Origin of the sequence: Rhizobium sp. SSA_523, assembly GCF_030435705.1 — a bacterium.
In the GTDB taxonomy this organism is placed as follows: Bacteria; Pseudomonadota; Alphaproteobacteria; order Rhizobiales; family Rhizobiaceae; genus Neorhizobium.
In genome coordinates this window covers 263,306-285,113 of sequence record NZ_CP129382.1, presented here as the reverse complement: position 1 = coordinate 285,113, position 21,808 = coordinate 263,306, and the positions used below count along the sequence as shown (strand labels likewise).

General features: G+C 63.5%; 18 protein-coding genes. 12 read left to right on the top strand and 6 right to left on the bottom strand.

Annotated features, from left to right (window positions below):
• Positions 1–130 precede the first annotated feature (130 nt).
• Positions 131–1,414, top strand: coding sequence for a glutamine synthetase family protein (locus tag QTJ18_RS09615; protein WP_252751902.1), 1,284 nt, complete (start codon positions 131–133; stop codon positions 1,412–1,414).
• A gap of 118 nt (positions 1,415–1,532) precedes the next feature.
• On the opposite strand, the gene QTJ18_RS09610 is transcribed toward QTJ18_RS09615, so the two are convergent.
• The gene (locus QTJ18_RS09610; protein WP_252751633.1) at positions 1,533–2,492 is read right to left on the bottom strand and encodes a diacylglycerol/lipid kinase family protein; all 960 of its coding nucleotides are present in this window, start codon (positions 2,490–2,492) and stop codon (positions 1,533–1,535) included.
• A gap of 290 nt (positions 2,493–2,782) precedes the next feature.
• Between QTJ18_RS09610 and QTJ18_RS09605 the strand changes: the two genes are divergently transcribed.
• Both QTJ18_RS09605 and QTJ18_RS09600 read left to right on the top strand, forming a co-directional pair.
• A complete protein-coding gene (locus QTJ18_RS09605) occupies positions 2,783–4,021 on the top strand; it encodes an MFS transporter (RefSeq protein ID WP_252751634.1) in 1,239 nt (412 codons plus the stop codon).
• 119 nt (positions 4,022–4,140) lie between these two features.
• Positions 4,141–4,554 (top strand): DoxX family protein, encoded by a 414-nt coding sequence (locus QTJ18_RS09600; RefSeq protein ID WP_489667175.1) that lies wholly within the window; start codon positions 4,141–4,143, stop codon positions 4,552–4,554.
• Positions 4,555–4,620: 66 nt separating this feature from the next.
• Here the strand turns inward: QTJ18_RS09600 and QTJ18_RS09595 are convergent, their stop codons facing one another.
• From QTJ18_RS09595 to QTJ18_RS09580, 4 genes are all read right to left on the bottom strand, one after another.
• Complete coding sequence (locus tag QTJ18_RS09595) at positions 4,621–5,250, bottom strand: L,D-transpeptidase (RefSeq protein WP_252751635.1); 630 nt, start codon at positions 5,248–5,250, stop codon at positions 4,621–4,623.
• A gap of 180 nt (positions 5,251–5,430) precedes the next feature.
• Positions 5,431–6,201, bottom strand: a complete 771-nt coding sequence (locus QTJ18_RS09590; protein ID WP_489667181.1) for a pentapeptide repeat-containing protein — start codon at positions 6,199–6,201, stop codon at positions 5,431–5,433.
• 104 nt (positions 6,202–6,305) lie between these two features.
• A complete protein-coding gene (locus QTJ18_RS09585; RefSeq protein WP_252751637.1) occupies positions 6,306–7,967 on the bottom strand; it encodes an electron transfer flavoprotein-ubiquinone oxidoreductase in 1,662 nt (553 codons plus the stop codon).
• A 188-nt stretch (positions 7,968–8,155) separates the two neighbouring features.
• Entirely contained in the window at positions 8,156–8,677 is a 522-nt protein-coding gene (locus QTJ18_RS09580; RefSeq protein WP_252751638.1) for a DUF4334 domain-containing protein, read from the bottom strand.
• 188 nt (positions 8,678–8,865) lie between these two features.
• Here QTJ18_RS09580 and QTJ18_RS09575 point away from each other — a divergent pair, with 188 nt between their 5' ends.
• From QTJ18_RS09575 to QTJ18_RS09540, 8 genes are all read left to right on the top strand, one after another.
• Positions 8,866–9,654 (top strand): SDR family oxidoreductase, encoded by a 789-nt coding sequence (locus QTJ18_RS09575; protein WP_252751639.1) that lies wholly within the window; start codon positions 8,866–8,868, stop codon positions 9,652–9,654.
• A 400-nt stretch (positions 9,655–10,054) separates the two neighbouring features.
• Positions 10,055–10,630, top strand: a complete 576-nt coding sequence (locus tag QTJ18_RS09570) for an efflux RND transporter periplasmic adaptor subunit (protein WP_252751640.1) — start codon at positions 10,055–10,057, stop codon at positions 10,628–10,630.
• The gene (locus tag QTJ18_RS09565) at positions 10,606–11,391 is read left to right on the top strand and encodes an efflux RND transporter periplasmic adaptor subunit (protein ID WP_367318037.1); all 786 of its coding nucleotides are present in this window, start codon (positions 10,606–10,608) and stop codon (positions 11,389–11,391) included. Before QTJ18_RS09570 ends, QTJ18_RS09565 begins: the two co-directional genes overlap by 25 nt.
• Complete coding sequence (locus tag QTJ18_RS09560) at positions 11,388–14,561, top strand: efflux RND transporter permease subunit (protein WP_252751641.1); 3,174 nt, start codon at positions 11,388–11,390, stop codon at positions 14,559–14,561. Before QTJ18_RS09565 ends, QTJ18_RS09560 begins: the two co-directional genes overlap by 4 nt.
• Before the next feature lie 172 nt (positions 14,562–14,733).
• The gene (locus tag QTJ18_RS09555; RefSeq protein ID WP_252751642.1) at positions 14,734–16,029 is read left to right on the top strand and encodes an Hsp70 family protein; all 1,296 of its coding nucleotides are present in this window, start codon (positions 14,734–14,736) and stop codon (positions 16,027–16,029) included.
• A gap of 43 nt (positions 16,030–16,072) precedes the next feature.
• Positions 16,073–17,041: a uracil-DNA glycosylase gene (locus QTJ18_RS09550; protein ID WP_252751643.1), complete on the top strand. Its 969-nt coding sequence runs from the start codon at positions 16,073–16,075 to the stop codon at positions 17,039–17,041.
• A 135-nt stretch (positions 17,042–17,176) separates the two neighbouring features.
• Positions 17,177–17,368, top strand: a complete 192-nt coding sequence (locus QTJ18_RS09545; RefSeq protein ID WP_252751644.1) for a hypothetical protein — start codon at positions 17,177–17,179, stop codon at positions 17,366–17,368.
• Positions 17,369–17,378: 10 nt separating this feature from the next.
• On the top strand, positions 17,379–17,528 hold the full coding sequence (locus QTJ18_RS09540; RefSeq protein ID WP_252751645.1) for a hypothetical protein: 150 nt from the start codon (positions 17,379–17,381) through the stop codon (positions 17,526–17,528).
• 164 nt (positions 17,529–17,692) lie between these two features.
• Here the strand turns inward: QTJ18_RS09540 and QTJ18_RS09535 are convergent, their stop codons facing one another.
• Positions 17,693–18,631 carry a DMT family transporter gene (locus QTJ18_RS09535; protein WP_252751646.1) on the bottom strand — a complete coding sequence of 313 codons (939 nt, stop codon included), beginning with the start codon at positions 18,629–18,631 and terminating at the stop codon, positions 17,693–17,695.
• Between the two features lie 393 nt (positions 18,632–19,024).
• Here QTJ18_RS09535 and pepN point away from each other — a divergent pair, with 393 nt between their 5' ends.
• Positions 19,025–21,673, top strand: a complete 2,649-nt coding sequence (gene pepN / locus QTJ18_RS09530; RefSeq protein WP_252751647.1) for an aminopeptidase N — start codon at positions 19,025–19,027, stop codon at positions 21,671–21,673.
• Positions 21,674–21,808 lie beyond the last annotated feature (135 nt).

Here is a 21,808-nt window from a genome sequence, read left to right as displayed (position 1 = left end):
GACAGGACGGGCATTCATGACGGACGACATCAGCGGGCAAAGAGAGCGCAGACTGGAGAGCCGGACGGGCAGCGGCTCGGGCGAAAAAGCGCCGCCGACAGCGCCGCGCATCGAGGTCCTGCTGGTCGGCATGAATGGCGACCTGCGCGGCAAGATGATCCCGCTCAGCGCCGAGGACAAGCTGTGGAAAGGCCAGGTGCGCCTGCCCTCCTCCACCCAGTCCCTCGATATCTGGGGCGACGACAATGACGATATTACCGGGATTTCGCTGACGCTTGGCGATCCGGACGGCGTTTGCGTGGCCGACAGGCGGTCTCTGACCGCCCTGCCCTGGGGGCCGGACGGATCGAAGCAGGTCCTGGCCAGCATGCACCGGCTGACCGGCGAGCCGCATTTCATCTGCCCGCGGGGGATCCTTGCGGCTGTTCTCCAGCGCTACGCGGCGCGGGGACTGACGCCGGTCGTCGCCACCGAACTGGAATTCTACGTGATGGAGCCGGATTTCCGCGCCACCGGCAGGCCCATGCCGCCAAAGGCGCTGGTGATGAACGGCGAAGTGGAAGGCTTCCAGCTCTACGATATGCGCGCAACCGCGGCCATGGAGGACTATCTCGAGACGATACGTCGCTATTGCGATGCCATGGCGCTGCCGGCCGATGCGACCACGGCCGAATTCGGCCCCGGCCAGTTCGAGGTCAACCTGCTGCACCGGCCCGATGCCATGGCGGCGGCCGATGACTGCATCTATCTGAAGCGGGTCGCCGATTTCGCCGCGCGGCGGCATGGATTGAAGGCCACATGCATGGCCAAGCCCTATACCGAGCATGCCGGCTCCGGGCTGCATGTGCATGCGAGCATCATCGACAGCGATGGCAGGAATATTCTCGATTCGCGCGGCGGCGATCCCACCCGGCTGAAATCGGTGACCGCCGGCCTGTTGAAGACCATGCAGGAGGCGCAGCTGATCTTCGCGCCCTTCGCCAATTCCTATCGCCGCTTCCAGCCCGGTTCCTTCGCCCCCGACAAGGTCGACTGGGGCTTTGGTCATCGCGGCACGGCGGTGCGCATTCCCGAGAGCGAGGGTCCCGGCGCCCGGGTGGAACACCGCGTGGCCGGCGCCGACGCCAATCCGCACCTGCTGCTTGCCGCCATTCTCGGCGGAATGCTGCTCGGTCTCGACGAGGATCTCGATCCCGGCCCGGTGACAGCGCCGGAGAGCGCGCCGATGGCGCCGGATCTGTTGACGCATGATTTCCTGACCGCCGTGGACCGCTTCCGCTCCTCGCCCTTCATTTCCGAAACCTTCGGCGCCGATTATCAGCGCATCTATGGCGATACGAAACGCAAGGAGGCGATCACCGCTTTGCGCAGCGTCTCCAGTTTCGACTACCAGACCTATCTGCCGCGGATTTGAGCGGGTTCCGGAAGACTGTCCCACAGTTTTCCGACCGGAACCTGCGTCGAAACAATCAACGAAGCGTTGGCAGGCCAACGCAAGTCTGCTTAGGCGGTCGGCCTTTCAAGGCCTGCAATCAGAGCGCCGCCGGCTTGTCCGGCATGCCTTCCTGCGCCTGCACCTGGGCTATCGGCTGTTGCGGATTGCGCACCAGAACCTTCAGCTCGCCGGCATGGATCTTCAGGCTGACATCGCGATCCATGGGCAGCAATTCGCCATCGATGACGCAGCGAATATCCCTGCGCTTGTGAGGGAAATGCAGATCCACCTCGGTCGCCGTCATGGCGCTGACCGCCTCGTTCTCCTTCAATCGCCCGCGCAGGATATCGACGGCGAGCGAGGCGACGCCCGGCGGCTTCAGCGCATCGGCAATGTAAAAACCCAGATGCCCGCCGGTGGCGGTATCGGCGTAAAGCAGGCCGTCATTGCCGAACTCGTTGTTGGAGACCGATATGGCGGAGACCCGGCGCAATTCCTTGCGCCCGTCGACGCTGAACTCCACCTCGAAGGCCGGCGGGTTCAGCATGACGCCGAAAGCGGCACGGGTGCTGGCCCTGATCTTGCCAAGCCGCGAGGCGAAACTCATCTGGTTCCGGTAGCGCACCATGCGGGCATGCAGGCCGGCCGAGAACTGGTGCACGAAGCTGCGGCCATTGGCGCTGGCAATGTCGGCGTGCTGAACCTCTGCCTTGGCCAGCACATCCAGCACCTGCCAGATATCGAGGGGAAGCTTCAGCGTGCGGGCGAAGAGGTTCATCGTGCCCGCCGGTACGATGCCAAGCGCAAGGCCGCTCTTCCAGGCGATCGCGCCTGCGGCGGAAATGGTGCCGTCGCCGCCGCCGGCGATCAGGCCCTCGACGCCGCTTGTGGCGGCAACCTTTTCCATGGCATCGACGACATCCTCGCCGGCCACCACGCGGCACTCGATCTCATGGCCCTCGGCCCGGAAGACCTGCTCGGCCCTGCGGCAATATTCATCCATATCCGTCGTCTTGAAGGTGCCGCCGTCGCGGTTGAAAATGGCGATGAGGTTCATGGGGTCTGTTCCAGACAAGGGGGTGCGGCAGGAAACGATTGAACCCCATAAATGGTTGCTCCGGCTGCTGCCGGCAAGGAAGAAGCCGATGAAAGGCGTGCAGCAGGCTCCAGGCGCGACGTGACGGGATTGCGGGGCTCGCCTGCTTTTGGCTCTCCCGCAGCGCAATATAATATGATAGCCTTACTAATATCACACTCCTGACAGAGACGATCACGCTCCTCACAGAGACAGTCCAAAGCCTCGGCCCATGCCATTCCGGCACTGCGCCGCATTCATCCTGAAGTGCCATGACCGATATGACCGCCCCCATTGATGTGGCCCGCCGCGACAGCGAGGCCTTGACCCTGTCTCCCCTGTCTGTGGGCCTGATCGAACTGGCGCTTGCCGTTGGCGGCTTCGGCATCGGCACCGGCGAATTCGCGATAATGGGCCTTCTGCCGGAGGTCGCGGCGACCTATGGCGTCAGCATTCCCCAGGCGGGTCACGTGATCAGCGCCTATGCCATCGGCGTGGTGATCGGCGCGCCGATCATCGCGGCGCTGGCCGCGAAACTGCCGCGCAAGACCCTGCTTCTCATGTTGATGTCGCTCTTTGCGATCGGCAATGCGCTGAGTGCGCTGGCGCCGGAGTTCCAGAGCTTTACCGTCCTGCGATTCGTGACCGGCCTGCCGCATGGCGCCTATTTCGGCGTTGCTGCCCTGGTGGCGGCTTCCATGGCGCCGCCGCACCGGCGTGCGCGTGCCGTCGGGCGCGTCATGCTTGGCCTGACGCTGGCGACGCTTCTCGGCACGCCGCTGGCGACCTTTCTCGGCCAGATCATGAGCTGGCGGGTGGCTTTCCTGCTGGTGGCAGGCGTTGCGGCGGTGAGCGTGCTCCTCATCGCCATCTATCTGCCGAAGGACAAGGTGGCCGAGGGCGCCAGCATCCGCCGCGAGCTCAGCGCCTTCACACGCCTGCAGGTCTGGCTGTCCTTTGCCGTGGCGGCCATCGGGTTTGGCGGCATGTTCGCGATCTTCAGCTATATTGCCAAGACCACCACCGACACGGCCGGCCTTCCGGTGAGCGCCGTGGCGCTGGTGCTGACGCTGTTCGGCATCGGCATGAATGTCGGCAATGTACTCGGATCGCGAATGGCGGATTATTCGCTGAAGGGCACAATCGGCGGCATGCTGGCATTCAATGTAGTGATGATGACCGTCTTTTCGCTGACCGCCGAAAACCCTGTCATGCTGTGCGTCTGTGTGTTCCTCACCGGATGCGGCTTTGCCGCCTGCCCCGCCGTGCAGACGCGGCTGATGGATGTCGCGGCCGATGCCCAGACGCTGGCCGCCGCGACCAATCACTCCGCCTTCAACATTGCCAATGCGCTGGGCGCCTGGCTGGGCGGGCTCGTCATTGCCGCCGGCTACGGCTATGGCGCGACCGGCTATGTCGGGGCCGTTACCTCGGCGCTCGGCCTTCTGGTCTTCCTCGTTTCGCTGGCCATCGAAAAGCGGGATGCTGCGGCGCGTGCCGGCAGCCGCTAGCCTGCGACGCGCCCGCTGTGGCGGGCCGCTCACTCAGCCTTGGGGGGCTTACCGAGACCTCGAGAATTAGCTAATAAAGCTTAGGGTCAAACCTCAGTCAAAGCGCGCGGGGGAACATCATGGCAATGACCGATCAGGGACGCGCGGCGTCCCTTACCGATATATTCGCAACACGGTGGTTCGGCTATCTGGCCCGCACCGTCCTGACCTTCATGTTCTGGGGAAGCGGGCTTTCCAAACTCCTCGATTTCCAGGCGGGCATGGCGGAGATGAGCCATTTCGGGCTTGAGCCGGCGGCGCTGTTCAATACCGCTGTGATCATCACCCAGCTCGGCGGCTCGATCCTGATCATCCTCAACCGCTATGCCTGGCTCGGCGCCGGCGCCTTGGCGGTCTTTACCCTGCTGACAATTCCCATCGCCCATAGTTTCTGGGCCATGCAGGAGCCAATGAAGACCCTGGAATTCTACGTGGTGGTCGAGCATATCAGCATTGTCGGCGCGCTGATGCTGGTGGCCTGGAAAAGCCGCTGACCGCAAGACCGCTTAAGGTTCCGGTGTCGAGGCCAATCCGGTTTCGGTCGCGGCATGCGTCTGCGTTCAGACGCGCGCCGTCTCCTGGATGACCACCACCCGATCGCCGACCTTGACGCGACTATAGAGGTCGATCACGTCATGGTTCATCATGCGGACGCAACCGCTCGACATGGCATGGCCGATCGATTGCGGCTGGTTGGTGCCATGAATGCGGAAATGCGTGTCATTGCCGCCGCGATAGAGATACATGGCGCGCGCGCCGAGCGGATTGTTCGGACCGCCGGGCATGCCACCGGCATATTTGAGGTTCTTGTGCGGCTCGCGGCGGATCATGTTCGCCGTCGGCGTCCAGCTCGGCCACTCGGCCTTGCGGCCGACATAGGCGCTGCCGGCAAAGGCCAGCCCTGCCCGGCCGACGCCGACGCCATAGCGCATGGCCCTGCCGTTTTCCATGACGTAATAGAGGCGCCGCGCCGGCGTGTCGACAACCACCGTGCCCGGTTTGTGGCTCGTCTCATAGGCCACTTCCGTGCGGCGCAGCTCCGGCTTGATCCTGTCGATCGGCACCTGTTTCAGCGGGAATTTCTCATCCGGAACGGCGGCGTAATCGGCCTGCGGATTCATGCCGGTGGCAGAACAACCGGCGAGGAACAGCGGAAGGCCAAAGATCAGCCCGCGGCGCGAGATCGACATGATTGTGTCCTTATTGCGGTCAATGTGTGATGACCGCAACTTAAGGAACTTATGGTTAATGAAGCGCTAAGGTACTGCCCGCATTTTCAGTTTCGTGCAAACAGGCAGGCAGGGAGCGGATCTGCGCGGCGCGCGCGCCTCAGCCAAGTGAGGGATTGGACGGGGGCCGAAGCTGACGCGTCAATCGCTGGGGCAAGGCCAGTTTAGAGGCCGCGTCAGGCCCTGCGGCAGAACCGTTCTATCGTCGCCGCAGGAGAGATCGAGCTGTTCCTGGCTGAGGCCGATGGCCTGCGACAGATCGGCGCCTTCGATGCGCGTCAGAAACAGGAAGGCATTGGTGAAGTCGAGCGGGCCTTCGATCTTGGCTCCGCCGAAATTGGCGCGCGACAGATTGGCCGTGACGAAGGCCGTGGGCCCCAAAGCCGCCTCGTTGAAATTGGCGCGGCCCAGCTCGGCCTTGGTGAAATTGGCGTTCTGCAACTGGGCGCCGGCGAAATTGGAGCGCTGAAGCTCGGCATTGACGAAGCTCGCGCCCTGGCCGTTCAGGCCCTGCATCTCGCCGCGATAGCCTTCCACCTTGTCGAAATTGGCGCCCTGGGCATTGGCCTTGGCCAGTGAGGTGCGCAACAGCACGGCCTTGCGCAGATCGGCGCGGGTGAGGTTGCTGCGGCTCAGATCCGTCCGGCTGAGATCGGTGCCGGCGAGGTTTCCGGCTTCCAGATTGCTGCCTTCGAGCATCAGCATGCGCTTGTGGCATTCGCTCCAGTCGATTCCGGGACCCGCATCGGCGCGGCAGCGGCCGACGACCGTTGTCTGCGTCTGGCTGACGATGAACAGCAGGGCTCCGGCCACGGCGATGACGAGGATCAGCAGGCGGCTTCGGCTCGTGAGGATGCGCCGCCAGGCGGACGGCTGGATGTCGCGTTCTTTCCGGTGTCCGGCATATTTCATCGACGTCCTGTCCTGCAGATGCCTTGCCATCCCTCTCTACTCCCTTTCCGGCGCCGCGGGAAGGCCTGCGGGATATCCGCCGGCCCTCCTCCCAACCGCGGCCGCTACATGCTTGGATAGACCGGTCCCTCGCCGCCCTGGGGCGGAACCCAGTTGATGTTCTGGTTCGGATCCTTGATGTCGCACGTCTTGCAGTGCACGCAGTTCTGCGCGTTGATCACATAGACGTCTTCGCCCTCTTTCTCGACCCATTCATACACTCCGGCGGGACAGTAGCGGGCCGAAGGTCCGCCATAGACTCCAAGCTCCGAACGGCGCTGGAGTTCCATATCTTTTACCTGGAGATGGACCGGCTGGTCCTCTTCATGATTGGTATTGGACAGAAAGACCGAGGAGAGCCGGTCGAATGTGAGCACGCCATCCGGCTTCGGATAGTCGATCTTGCGGTGCTTGGCGGCGGGCTCCAGCGCGGCCGCATCCGTCTTGCCGTGCTTCAAGGTGAAGGGCGAAGAGCCGAAGATCTGATTGGTCCACATGTCGAGCGCGCCGAGCGCCACGCCGAATGCGGTGCCGAATTTCGACCAGAGCGGTTTGACGTTGCGGACCCGCTTCAGATCCTTGCCGATGGCGGTGGAGCGCCATTCGTTCTCGATCTCGACCGGCTCGTCATTGGCACGGCCAGCCCCGATCACCGCGGCGATCTTTTCCGCCGCCAGCATGCCGGACAAGACGGCGTTGTGACTGCCCTTGATGCGCGGCACGTTGACGAAGCCGGCCGAACAGCCGATCAGCGCGCCGCCGGGGAAGGAGAGCTTGGGCACCGACTGGTAGCCGCCTTCGGTAATGGCGCGCGCGCCGTAGGAAATGCGCTTGGCACCCTCGAATGTGTCGCGGATCGCCGGATGGGTCTTGAAGAGCTGGAATTCCTCGAAAGGATAGAGCCACGGGTTCTTGTAGTTGAGGTGGATGACGAAGCCCACCGCGACAAGATTGTCATGCAGGTGATAGAGGAAGGAGCCCCCGCCGGTCTTCATGTCCAGCGGCCAGCCGAAGGAATGCTGAACCAGGCCGGGCTTGTGGTTCTGCGGCTTGATTTCCCACAATTCCTTGAAGCCGATGCCGTATTTCTGCGGCTCGCGGCCCTCGTCCAGTTTGAAGCGGGCAATCAGCTGCTTGGCCAGCGAGCCGCGGACGCCTTCGCCGATCAGCACATATTTGCCGAGCAGCGCCATGCCGCGGGTGAAATTGGGACCCGGCTCGCCGTTCTTCTCGATGCCCATATCGCCGGTCGCAATGCCGATGACATTACCGCTCTCGTCATAGAGAACTTCCGTTCCGGCAAAACCCGGATAGATGTCGACACCCAGCGCCTCCGCCTTTTCCGCCAGCCAGCGGCAGACAAGGCCGAGCGAGACGACGTAATTGCCGTGATTGTTCATCAGAGGCGGCATGAAAACGTTCGGCAGGCGTACAGAGCCGGCAGGCCCGAGAAACAGGAACTGGTCGTCGGTGACCGGCGTGGTGAAGGGATGGCCCTCCTCCTCGCGCCAGCCGGGCAGGAGGCGATCAATGCCGATCGGATCGACAACGGCGCCGGAGAGAATATGCGCGCCGACTTCCGCGCCCTTTTCGAGCACCACGACCGACAGGTCCGGATTGACCTGTTTCAGCCGGATTGCGGCCGAAAGGCCTGCTGGGCCGGCACCGACGATCACCACGTCGAATTCCATGCTTTCGCGTTCCGGCAGTTCCATCTGTTCGCTCATCCACTCTCTCCCGCTCGGACTGTCCCGTTATCACCCTCCTCCTTGACAAAAGCCTCTCGCCTTGTCGAGCCACGGAGAAGGGCATCATGCTGTGAAATTTCAGGAACGCCCGTTGACCTGCAAGAATATATTACGTGCACGTAAACGTCAACGACAGGCAGTCTCCGGCCCCGGCCCGCCGGTCATGGTCAGCCTGTCCGCTCCAGTTCGAAAAAGAAGGTTCGCGCCTCGCCTTCCACCGCCATGGCGCCCATGATCCGGTCCTCATCAAGCCGCCGGAAATGGTCGGTGATCGGCTTGCGATCATAGACCATTGCAAGGCTTTGCACGCCGCGATAGCGCTCCAGCCGAAGCGAGGCGACGGGACCGTAAGCCCTCAATCGCCGCACGAGATGGGAGAAGAGGTTCTGCGCGGCGCGGCTGCGGCCGAAGCGTGGCGCATGGAGGGCCAGCACAAGCGGGATCCTGGCGGGATCGACCGGCACCAGCCGGTCCTCTCCCCAGCGAAACAGCAGGGCATCGGCGCGACGGTCAGCGTGAAAGCGCTTGCCGTACCATCCGAGATTTTCCAGCACGCCATCCAGCGGGTGATGGCTCGGAAGGCTCCGCCCCTGCCAGAGGCCGGTCACTTGCGAAGGCAGGAGCGGCGGCAGGCTGTCGAACACGGCAAAGGCGGCGGTTTCGTCGTCAAAGGAGGTCAGATCGCTCATGTCCTCAAGATAGGGCCCGGCCCCGGCTTTCGACAGAGGCGCAGGCGGCCTTTCGCCCTGCCGACGGGGCTTGGTTCTGGGTCAAAACGCCTGTCAAGCCATTTGCAGCAGGCCGCAGCCTTTTCCCGACCGGCCAGCCGCGTTAAGTTCACCTCTCAAACCCATGATTGCATCAGGAAGGAAGACCCATGGATTTCGGCATTTCCGGCAAGCGCGCCCTCGTGCTCGCCTCCTCTCGCGGACTTGGCCTCGGCATTGCCAGGGCGCTTGCTGCAGAAGGCGCGCATGTTCTCTTGTGCGGGCGCAGCGGTGATACGCTGGCGCAGAATTGCGAGGCCATCAATGCGGCGGGCAAGGGCAAGGCGGAATGGGTCTGGGCGGATCTCGGCGAGGACGATGCCGTCGTCAATCTGCAGAAGGCGGTACAGGAAAAGCTCGGCGGCCTCGATATTCTGGTCAACAATACCGGCGGCCCGACGCCCGGCACGTCCGAGGACATGAGCGTGGAAAAACTGGAAAGCTTCTTCCAGACCATGGTGCTGCGGGTCATCGCCCTGACCAATGCCTTCCTGCCGGCCATGAAGGAACAGGGTTTTGGCCGCATTCTCACCGTTGCCTCTTCCGGCGTGGTGGAGCCCATCCCCAACCTTGCTTTGTCCAATACGCTGCGCGGCGCGCTTGTCGGCTGGAACAAGACCCTGGCAACCGAAGTCGCCTCCTTCGGCATCACGGCCAATATGATCCTGCCCGGCCGCATCCACACCGACCGGATCGACGAACTGGACGGCGCCAATGCCAAGCGGCAGGGCAAGAGCCTCGACGAGGTGCGGGCCGCCTCGATCAAGAGCATCCCGGCCGGCCGTCTGGGCACCACCGAGGAATTCGGCGCCGTGGGTGCCTTCCTCTGCTCCGTGCCGGCCGCCTATGTGACCGGCAGCATGATCCGCGTCGACGGCGGGGCTGCCAAATCGCTCTGACCTCCTGCCGATGATCCTGGCGCCCATCCTTCAGGGTCGAAACTCAATCAGGATTTGGCGCATGGCAGGATTTGGCGCATGGCAGGATTTGGCGCATGGTATGAGAGAAACTCGTTCAGTTCGAGGAGCGAAGCCGCCGGTGGATCCGACAGGCATCGAGGCTTCGCGACGCGGAATAGAACGATTTTCGCCATATCCCTACGGGACGCGAGAATGCCCCGGCCGGGCCTCAGCACGGCCGGGCCGGATGCCCGAACTGGATAATCGGAGCCGGACGACCGGAGCTGCCGATCGACATTACCGAAGTTTAAGATGATTTTTCGCCCGTTCAGGCGTTCCCTGACCCTGCGGATTGCCGCAGTGCAGCAGATACCACTCCCTGACGCTTTCGGGCTCCTCCATGAAAAAAACCTGGATCTTCCTCGGCATTTTAGCCTTCGGCGCCGGTGGCGCCTGGTGTCTTCGCGATCGCCTTCCCGCCCTTCTGGAGAGCCCGTTTCACCTTCTGGCCGCGCAATCGCCCTCTTCCTCCGCCTCTTCCTCCACTTTGCCTTCCGCAATGCCAGCGGATGGCGCCAGCCATGTCTCTGGCGATGGCAGGAGCGGCACAAATGGAGAGGCAGGCGGCCGGTCGGGGCAGTCCGGCCATGCGGGCGATCCGGCACAGGGGCGCCGCAGCGGCGGGCCGCTGACGGTGCGCACCGAGGCGGTGACCCTTGGCCGGCTGGCGCTCGACGTGCCGGCCAACGGCTTTGCCCAGGCGGCCGATACGACGGTGATCTCGGCCGTGCAGCCGGGCCTGCTCGTTGAAGTCGTCGCGCGCGACGGCGAGGAGGTGGCGGCGGGCGCGCTGATTGCGCGGCTGGAGGACCGCACCGCCCAGGCCAGCATAGCCAAGGATCAGGCCAATCTTGCAGCGACGGCGCAAGCCTTGCCGGGGCCGAGGCGGCGCTGCAGAGGGCCAATACGCTGCTGAAGCAGAATGTTCAGTCAGAGCAGGGATATGAACAGGCAAAGGCGGCGCGCGATATCGCCGCGGCGAAGCTTGCGGCAGACCAGGCAATGCTGTCCGCCGACCAGGTGGCGCTGGAGCATACCGAAATCCGCGCGCCCTATGCCGGCCGTCTCGGCGATATCACCGTCAGTCCCGGCGCCTATCTCAGCGCCGGCGCCAGCCTTGTCACCATCACGCGCTACAACCCGATCTCGATCGCCTTCCGGCTGCCGCAGCGCTACCTGCCGGACCTGCGTCGCGGCCTCGACGACAGGGCTAAGGTGGATGCCGATCCGGCCGCGACGGGCGGCAGCGCCGATCGCGGTGTGCTCTCCTTCTTCGACAACAGCATTGATGAAACGTCCGGCACCGTGCTTGCCAAGGCCGAGTTCGAAAACGCCAAGGGCACGCTCTGGCCCGGCCAGAACGTCAACGTGACCGTTCATTTCCGGCCGGACGAACAGGAGATCCTGGTGCCGAGCGTTTCGGTGCGTCAGGGTGCGGAAGGCTCCTTCGTCTATACGGTCGATGAGAGCGGTCGCATCCGCGCCAAAAGCGTCACGGTCGGGCGTTCCAATGACGGTCGGACCTCCATCCTCTCCGGCCTTGCGCAGGGCTGGCATGTGGTGGTCGAGGGACAGGTGCAGCTTGCCGATGGGCAGCATGTGATCGAGCAATTTGCCGGCGATCCGCCGCTGCCGGTCGCCAATGCCGCGGCACTGAGCGGGGTGGCGCAGCCATGATCCCGCAATTTTGCATCAACCGGCCGGTCGCAACCATCCTCCTGGCCCTCGGACTGGTGCTGGCGGGCCTTGCCGGCTATCGGCAATTGCCCGTCGCCGCTTTGCCCAAGGTGGATTTTCCGACCATCAATGTCTCGGCCTCGCTGTCCGGCGCATCGCCGGAAACCATGGCGACCTCGGTCGCGACGCCGCTGATCAAGAAATTCGAGACCATCCCCGGCATAACCGAGATCAGCGCGACGAACGCCCTGGGCAGCACCTCGATCGTTCTGCAATTTGACCTGGACCGCAATATCGATTCCGCCGCAGCCGATGTACAGGCGGCCATTTCCCAGGCGACCCGGCAACTGCCGAGCAATATGACGACGGCACCAAGTTACCGCAAGACCAATCCGGCCGATGCGCCGATCCTGCTGCTGACGATCGATTCGGGGGAAATGCCGCGATCCAAGGTGGACGAGATCGCGCAGAACGTGGTGTCGCCGCTGCTCTCCACCTTGCCGGGCGTGGCCGAGGTGGGGATTTACGGCTCCCAGACCTATGCCGTGCGGATCGGGCTGGATCCGGGCGCCCTGCAGGCCCGCGGGCTGGGGGTCGACAGCGTCACGAGCGCGATCGCCGGCGCCAACAACCAGGCGCCGGTCGGCACGCTGCAGACGGCGGATCAGCGGCTGACCATCGACGCGCGGACGCAGCGTATCGATGCGGACGAGTTCCGCTCGCTGGTAATCGCCACCAGGAACGGCGCGCCGATCCATCTCGGCGATGTGGCCCGTGTCGAGGATAGCGTCGCCAATCTCGATGCCGGCAGCTGGTTCGACGGCAAGCGATCGATCATCCTGGCCGTGCAGCGCCAGCCCGATGCCAATACGGTCGAGGTCGTCAAGGCGATCAAGGCGAAGTTGCCGGCGCTTGCGGAGCAACTTCCGCCTTCGGTGCATCTCACTGTGATGAACGATGCCTCGCTGGCCATCGACGAGGCGATCAAGGATGTGCAATTCACCCTGTTCCTGACGATCGGTCTCGTCATCCTGGTGATCTACCTGTTCACAGGCCATCTGGCCGCCACGATCATTCCGGGACTTGCCGTGCCGCTTTCGCTGATCGCCACCTTCGGCGCCATGCATGTGCTCGGCTACAGCATCGACAATATCTCCCTGCTCGGGCTGACGCTGTCGGTCGGGCTTGTGGTGGACGATGCGATCGTGATGCTGGAAAACATCCTGCGCCTGCATGAGGAAGGGCTGCCGATGCGCGCGGCGGCCCTGCAGGGTGCGGCAGAGGTCAGCTCCACCATCCTGTCCATGTCCGTTTCACTGGTGGCCGTCTTCATTCCCATCCTGCTGATGGGCGGCGTCGTGGGCCGGCTGTTCAACGAATTCGGCATGGTTGTGACGCTCGCCATCATGGCCTCGGCGCTGGTTTCGCTGACCGTGACGCCGATGCTCGCTGCCAGGCTGTCATCGCACCGCTCCCGCCCGCCCATGCTCATCCGCTGGTTCGATCGCGGGTTTGACTGGACGCTCAAGGGCTATGAACGCTCGGTCTTCTGGTGTCTCAGGCACCGCTCGCTGGTGATGCTGTGCTTTCTCGCCACGGTCGCGGCCTCGGCCTGGCTGTTCGTCGCCCTGCCCTCCAGCTTCTTTCCGCAGGAGGACACGGGACGCCTGTCGATCTCCACCCGGGCGCGCGAAGACATATCCTATACGGCCATGCAGGACCTGCAGGCACAGGTTGCCGCGATCGTCCGGGCCAATCCCGCCGTCGCGCATGTCACCTCGATTGTCGGCGGCAATGCCCGCAGCCCGCTCAACAACGGCACCATGTTCGTCGAGCTGAAGCCCAAGGCGGAGCGGCCGCCTCTGGTGCAGACGATTGACGCCCTGCGCAAGGCGACCTCTGCGGTGGCGGGCATGCGAACCTACATCAACCCGCAACAAAGCCTTCGCTTCGGCGGCCGCAGCACCGCCAGCCAATATCAGCTGGTAATTCAGGCGCTGAATGCCACCACCACCAGCCAGTGGGCCGACACGATGCAGGCGGCAATGCGCCGCGATCCGCTGTTTGCCGACGTGACCTCCGATGCACAGAACAGCGCGATCTCCGCCGATATCAGACTGGACATGGACAAGGCCGCGGCCTTCGGCATCACCAATGACCAGCTGCGAAAGACGCTGGAGATGGCCTTTGGCGGCTACACGGCGGCGCAGATCCAGTCGACCGGCGACAGTTACGACGTCATCGTCGAATTCGACCGGTCGCGGCCCGTCGACGATCAGCTGCTGCGCGATATCAATATCCTGTCGTCACGGACGGGTGCGCTGGTGCCGCTGTCCAGCTTCGCCACGGTGACGCGCAGGCCGGCCCCGGTCACCATCAACCAGACGGGCCAGCTGGTATCGACCACCGTATCCTTCAACCTGCCGGACGGCGTATCGCTCAGCGATGCCACGGCACGAATCGATGCCATCAGGCAGCAGGTGAACATGCCGAGCGACGTGTTCATCTCCTATGGCGGCAATGCCGCCGTCTTCAAGCAGAGCCAGGGCAATACGCCGCTGCTGATCCTGGCAGCGGTGATCACCATCTATGTCGTGCTCGGCGTCCTGTACGAGAGCTTCATCCATCCGCTGACCATCCTGTCCGGCCTGCCGGCAGCAGCCTTCGGAGCCCTGGTCGCCCTCAAGGTGATGGATTTCGATCTCTCGGTCATCGCCCTGATCGGTCTCCTGATGCTGATCGGCATCGTCAAGAAGAATGCGATCATGATGATCGATGTGGCGGTGGAGCTGATGCGGGACAAGGCCATGCCGCCCGCCGAAGCCATTGCCGAGGCCTCGGTGCGACGCTTCCGGCCGATCATGATGACGACCTTCTGCGCCCTGCTCGGGGCGCTGCCCATCGCTCTCGGCTCCGGCGCAAGCTCGGAGCTGCGCCAGCCGCTGGGCGTCGCCGTGGTGGGCGGGCTGGTCGTCTCGCAAATGCTCACCCTGTTCATCACGCCGGTGATCTTCCTGCAGATGGACCGCCTCGGCACCTTTCTGCAGCGCCTTGTCTCGAAGATCGTCCGGCGGGCTGAGCCGCAGTCTAATGGCTCTGGCGCCTCGCCGCCGCCCGCTCAAGCTCGCGGTTCCGGTGTGGCGGTCTCGCCTGCCGCGGCCGCCGAATAGGATCGCGGCGGCCGGCGCGCGGGGCACGCGCTTTGTCTTGAAATCTTCATCCTGACATGCGATCAGCGCCCCTCACCTGTGTCGGAAGGGCGCTGACCGCTCTTCTATCATAATCCGGGTCGCGGCAATGCCGGGCCCGTCTCACACCATTTTCGTCAGGAAGGATCTCGCCATGGCACGCGCGCTCGGGCTCGATTTCGGCACGACCAATACCGTCTTGGCGCTCGCCGATGCCGGCGGATCCACCACGCATTCCGTGCCCTTCCACAGCAGCGCCGGCGATAGCGACAGCATGCGCACGGCGCTGTCCTTCATGAAGGACAGAGGGCTCGGGGCGGAAGCCCTGAAAGTGGAGGCCGGACAGGCGGCGATCCGCATGTTCATCGACAATCCCGGCGATTGCCGCTTCCTGCAGTCGATCAAGACCTTTGCGGCCAGCGCCGCTTTTCAGGCCACACTGGTCTTTGCACGGCGGCAGGCCTTCGAGGATCTCATGGAGATCTTCCTGCGTCGCCTGAAAGCCTATGCCGGAGAGGACTGGCCCACCGAGATTTCGAGGCTGGTGGTGGGACGTCCGGTGCGCTTTGCCGGCGCCAATCCGGATGAGGCGCTTGCCATGCAGCGCTACCAGGCAGCGCTCGAGCGGTTCGGCCTGCCCCAGATCCATTACGTCTACGAACCGGTGGCGGCGGCCTATTATTTCGCCCAGTCGCTGACGCAGGATGCCAATGTGCTGGTGGCGGATTTCGGCGGCGGCACCACCGACTATTCACTGATCCGCTTCGAACGCCAGGCCGGCATCTTGCGCGCCATCCCCATCGGCCATTCGGGCGTCGGCATTGCCGGCGATCACTTCGATTTCCGGCTGATCGACAACCTGGTCTCGCCCGAAATTGGAAAGGGCAGCCATTTCAAGAGCTTCGGCAAGGTTCTGGATGTTCCGGCCGGCTATTACGCGAATTTCGGCCGCTGGAACCAGCTGTCGATCTTCAAGACGACGCGCGAATTCGCCGATCTGCAATCGCTCGTCCGCTCGGCCACCGAACCGGAAAAGCTGGAGCTCTTCATCGACCTGATCGAACATGATGAGGGATACCCGCTCTATCAGGCGATCTCCGCCATCAAAATGGCGCTGTCGGAGCAGGAGGAGGCGGAGTTTCACTTCGCGCCGCTCGGCAGGGCCGGCCGCAAGACCGTCAGGCGGCGCGATTTCGAGAGCTGGATCGCCGACGATCTGACACGAATCGAGGATGCGCTGGACGAGGTGCTGACGAAGACCCGCACGCCGGCGGACGAGATCGACAAGGTCTTCCTCACCGGCGGTTCGTCTTTCGTGCCGGCCGTGCGCGACATCTTCAGGCGCCGCTTCGACGACCGGCGGATCGAAAGCGGCGGCGAATTGTTGTCGATCGCCCATGGTCTGGCGCTGATCGGCGAAAGCGGTGATGTTGGACAGTGGGTGGCGTGATCGGCGCTTTATCCTTGCGCCTCCTTCCGGTAAGCTCAGCCCCATGACCCCTGCCAGCGAACTCTCTTTGCCGCAATTGAAGGCGCTTTTGCAGTATTACGCCGATAGCGGCGTCGACTGGCTGCTGGAAGAGACGCCGGTCGACCGCATTGCCGAATTCGATGCGCAAAAGGCGGCGCGGGCGGCGGACATCCGGACGCGACCGGCGGTGAAGCCCGAAGCGGCCCCTGCAAGCCAGCCCTATGCGGCCGAAGCCTATGCAAACGACACCCGCTCGAACGAAACTTATGCGAGCGAGGCAGGCGCCGCAGCATCTGCCGCCTCCGAGCGGAGCCGGCCGGGCAAGGAGCGGATACAGGCCGCGGGGCGCGCCACCACAGCGGCAATGCCGACGGTTGCCGTTCCCGATGCAGAAGCCGTGGCTGCCGCAAAGGCGGCTGCGACGGCCGCCCGGACGCTTGGCGAGCTGAAGGACGCAATCGAGGGCTTTTCCGGCTGCAACCTGAAGGCCGGTGCCCGCTCCACCGTCTTTGCCAGCGGCAGTCCCACATCCGGTATCATGGTGATCGGCCCCATGCCCTCGGCAGATGACGATCGCGACGGCATGCCCTTTGCCGGGCGTCTCGGGCAGATGCTCGACCGGATGCTGTCGGCCATCGGCCTGTCTCGGGAGACGGTGCTTCTCACCAATGTGCTGCCCTGGCGACCGCCCGGCAACCGGCAGCCCTCGCCGGCGGAAATCGACATCTGCCGCCCCTTCATCGAAAGGCAGGTGGCGCTGGCGGAGCCGACCCATCTGCTGCTGCTAGGCAATTTTCCCGCCCGCTTCTTCCTCGACGCCGACAGCACGATCTTCTCGCTGCGTGGCGCCTGGCATGAGGTGCGCCTTGCGGGGCTCACCATGCAGGCCATGGCCAGCCTGCATCCGCAGGATCTGATCACCGCGCCCGCCAACAAGGCGCTGGCCTGGCAGGATCTGCTGCTTTTTCGCCAGGGCCTGCCCAAGCTTTGATCAACCTTAACGTTTTATGAAACGTGCCATGCAAAATGCGCATGGCAGCGCCGCTTCCGGCGAGCTTGTCGAATCTATGTTGCGCTGCAATATTACCGGAGTGTCTTGGGAGGAACAGATTTAGGAACCAAGGCCATGACCACGCGCATCCGCCCTATCCATTCCGGTTTCGAGACCCTGCGTCTTGCCGGCCTGTCGCCCCGCTCCACGCCGGGCTACCACAATTTCGGCTCCATCACCAACGAGCAGATCTCTGCCCGCGCCTATGTGCGCAGGACAGGTGCCGTCCGCCCGGCGGCGATCTTCACCGATTTCCGTGAACGGTGAGGTGATGCCCATGCTAAGCGCCCTGCACGCCTTGAGCCATGCGGTCGGGTCCATTGGAACGGCCGTGCGCGCCAGTTCGGAATATAGCGCCGCTGCCTCGCACTCCACCGCCAAGCAGCGTGATCCTCGCTCGGGTGATCTGCGCGCCATTCCGCTCTAAGGCTTTTCCGGAGCCGGTACGGAGCCGATGTGGACCCGATGTGGAGCCTGTCCGGCCCTGATCCGGACCTGACCCCAGCCTCGTCCGGATCTTGTCCGGTCTTGCAAGCGGTTCTGCCGGCCTGTTGCGCCAGCCTCTCCGAGGCCGCTCTTGACCCCTTTCGGTCACGCCGGCGGTGACGAGGCCTTTCGGGCCGCCTTGCGTTCCAGTCCCAGCTGATGCTCGCGATAGATGATGAAAATCCCGGCCGAGACGGTGATGCTCGTTCCCAGAAGCATCTGCCATGTCGGGACGTCGCCGAACAGGAAATAGGCGATGACAATGCCGAGGATGATTGACGAATAGTCGAAGGGCGCGACCGTCGACACATCGGCATGGCGATAGCTCTCGGTCAGGAAAATCTGCCCCAGCCCGCCGCAAAACCCCGCTCCCACAAGAAACAGCTTGTCGTCGAGCCCCAGTTCGGCCCAACCGAAGGGATAGCTGATCAATGACAGGACCGAGGCCGTCAGCGAGAAGAAGACGACGATCGTCGCCGTCTTTTCCGTGGTGACCAGCTGGCGCGTCTGCACCATGGCAAGCCCGCCGATCACGGCCGACAGGAGCACCGCCAGCGCACCGCTTGCCTGGCTGGCAGCCATGCCACCCTGCTCGAACATGGACAGTTTGGGCCAGGAAATGATGAGGACGCCGAAAATTCCGAGTGCGACGGCGGTCCAGCGATAGATACGCACCCTTTCCTTGAGGATCAGCGCCGCGAAGATGACCGCCATCAGCGGCGAGGCATAGCCGATGGCAATTGCGTCCGGCAGCGGCAGCTGGATCAATCCGTAAAAGCCGCAGGCCATGGCCATGACGCCGAGAAGGCCGCGCTTGAGATGCCCGAACGGGCTCTGCGTGCGAAAGGCGGTGTTGAGTTCACGCCGCACGGCGAGATAGCCGAAGATCGGCACCAGCGCAAAGGCGGAACGGTAGAAGGTGATCTGGCCGGCCGGAATGCCCTCCCCTGCGGATTTGATGCAGGTCTGCATGGCAAGGAAAACAATGACCGAAATGACTTTCATCGCGATCCCCCGCAGGGGATTTTGCGCTTCGAACGGCATGCGGCAGGCTCACGGCAGGAGGCAACAGGACGGGCGGCAGAAACGGTGGCAGAAAAGGTGGCAGAGCGGACGGACGAAATGATGGCGGAAAAGATGGCGGAAAGACGGGTCGAAAGAAGGGCAGACAGCGAGGCGGAAGGGGCGGCAAAGCCCTTTGCAGGCGGTGCGTCGCGACTACAGTAATAGCAAGCAGGGGTTGTCTGTCATCACGACTTGTGATCAATCCATCAAAATTTCTGCAGGACCTGAACCATCGGCTGCGGCCGGCCGGATCAAGTGTTATTTTTCGGCACAGCTTTAGCAATCGTTCAGTTTTTGGATGCAATAGTGCCAAGAAACTGTCGTGTTACATCGACGCCAAAACAACCTGCAAGTCCAGCACCCGGGAACAACATGCGAACAGATACGGGCCAGATCATTCATCTGGCGGACTACCGCCCCACTGATTTCGTACTGGAACGCGTGGATCTCACTTTCGAACTGGACCCGACAGCGACACGGGTGGAATCGCGCCTGATCTTCCACCGGCGCGACGGCGTGGATGCCGGCCTGCCTCTGGTCCTCGACGGCGACGATCTCTCGATGACCGAGCTGCGGCTAGACCAGATCGAGCTGCCGGCTTCGCAATTCGACGCGCGCGCCGATCAGCTGATCATCCGCGACCTGCCGCAGAGCGCGCCTTTCGAGGTGACGGTCGTGACCGTGCTCAATCCTGAGGCCAACACGCAGCTGATGGGCCTTTACCGCACCAACGGCGTCTATTGCACCCAGTGCGAGGCGGAGGGCTTCCGCCGCATCACCTATTTCCCCGACCGCCCGGATGTGCTGGCGCCCTACACGGTGACGATTATTGCCGACAAGGCCACCAATCCGGTGCTTCTGTCGAACGGCAATTTCCTCGGCGGCGGCAATTACGACGAGGGCCGGCATTTCGCCGCCTGGTTCGACCCTTTCCCGAAGCCGAGCTATCTGTTTGCGCTTGTCGCCGGCGATCTGGGCGTCGTTGAGGACAGTTTCACCACCCAGTCGGGCCGGGATGTCGCGCTGAAGATCTATGTGGAGCACGGCAAGGAGCCGCGCGCCGCCTATGCCATGGACGCGCTCAAGCGCTCGATGAAATGGGACGAGGAGCGCTTCGGCCGCGAATACGACCTCGACATCTTCATGATCGTCGCCGTCTCCGATTTCAACATGGGGGCGATGGAAAACAAGGGCCTGAACGTCTTCAACGACAAATATGTTCTCGCCGATCCAGAGACCGCCACCGATCAGGATTATGCCAATATCGAAGCGATCATTGCGCATGAATATTTCCACAACTGGACCGGCAATCGCATCACCTGCCGCGATTGGTTCCAGCTGTGCCTGAAGGAAGGGCTGACGGTCTATCGCGACCACGAATTCTCGGCCGATATGCGCTCGCGCGCGGTCAAGCGCATTGCCGAAGTACGGCATCTGAAGGCGGAGCAGTTTCCCGAAGATGCCGGTCCGCTCGCCCATCCGGTGCGCCCGACGACCTATCGCGAGATCAACAATTTCTACACGACGACCGTGTATGAAAAGGGCTCCGAAGTCACCCGCATGATCGCGACGCTTCTGGGCCGCGACGGTTTCAAGAAGGGGATGGACCTCTATTTCGAACGCCATGACGGCGAGGCCGCCACGGTGGAGGATTTCGTCCGCTGCTTTGCCGATGTGAGCGGGCGCGATCTCAGCCAGTTCTCGCGCTGGTATCACCAGGCCGGCACGCCGCTCGTCACGGCCTCCGGGGACTATGATGCGGCCCGGCAGATCTTCACGCTGTCCCTGCAGCAGATGGTGCCGGCAACGCCCGGCCAGCCGGTGAAGGAGGCCATGCATATTCCGCTGTCCTTCGCGCTGATCCTCGACAACGGCACCACGGCGGAACCGAGCGCCGTCGATGGCGGCGAGGTGACCGGCGATGTGCTGCACCTGACGGAGCGCGCGCAGACCTTCACCTTCTCCGGCATTGCCTCGCGTCCGGTCCTGTCGCTCAATCGCGGCTTCTCGGCGCCGATCAACCTGGAATTCAAGCAGACGCCAGCAGATCTGGTGCATATTGCCCGCCATGACACCGACCAGTTCTCCCGCTGGCAGGCGCTGACGGATCTGGCTCTGCCCAACCTCCTGCAGGCCGCCCGCGACATCCGCAGCGGCAAGGAGATCAGCTGCGATCCGGCCTTCATCTCTGCCCTTCTGGAAGCGGCAGCCGACGAGAGCCTGGAGCCGGCCTTCCGGGCTCAAGCGCTTGCTCTGCCGAGCGAGTCCGACATGGCGCGCGAACTGGGCGGCAATAATGATCCGGATGCGATCCACGCCGCCCGGCACGGCATTATCGAACGCATTGCCAAGGCCGGCCGGCCGGTCTTCGAAACGCTGTTGTCCCAGATGCGGATCGAGGGTCCCTTCACGCCGGATGCCGATGGCGCCGGCAAGCGGGCGCTGCGCAACAGCGCGCTCTCCTACCTCTCCTATGTCGAGGGGGGCGCCGCACGCGCGACGGACGCCTTCAACACCGCCGACAACATGACGGATATGGTGCAGGCCCTTACCATTCTCGCACATCGCTTCCCGGATGCGACGGAAACGGCCGAGGCGCTTTCCGCTTTCCTCCAGCGCTTCGAGGAAAATCCGCTTGTGCTCGACAAATGGTTCGCCATCCAGGCGACCATACCGGGCCGGGATGCGCTTGCACGGGTCAAGGCGCTGCTCCAGGATGCCCGCTATGTCGCAAGCAATCCCAATCGCGTCCGGTCGCTGGTCGGCGCCTTTGCCTTCTCCAACCCCACCGGCTTCAACCGCGCCGATGGCGAAGGCTACCGTTTCCTGGCGGAGCAGATCCTGATGATCGATCCCCGCAACCCGCAATTGGCGGCGCGGATCCTCACCTCCATGCGCTCCTGGCGCTCGCTGGAATCGGTGCGCGCCGATCAGGCCCGCACCGTCCTGGCCGAGATCCAGCGCCATTCGGGACTGTCGACGGATGTGCGTGATATCGTCGAGCGCATGCTGACGGCCTGATGCAAGGGCGCGATGATCTTGAGGAGAGGCGGCCAATCGGCCGCCTTTTTTGTGCAAACCGTCGGGCGATGTCTTAAAATTTTATTACAGCGGCTCTGGACAAGGCGAATCCTCGATGATTCACTGTCCTCAGAT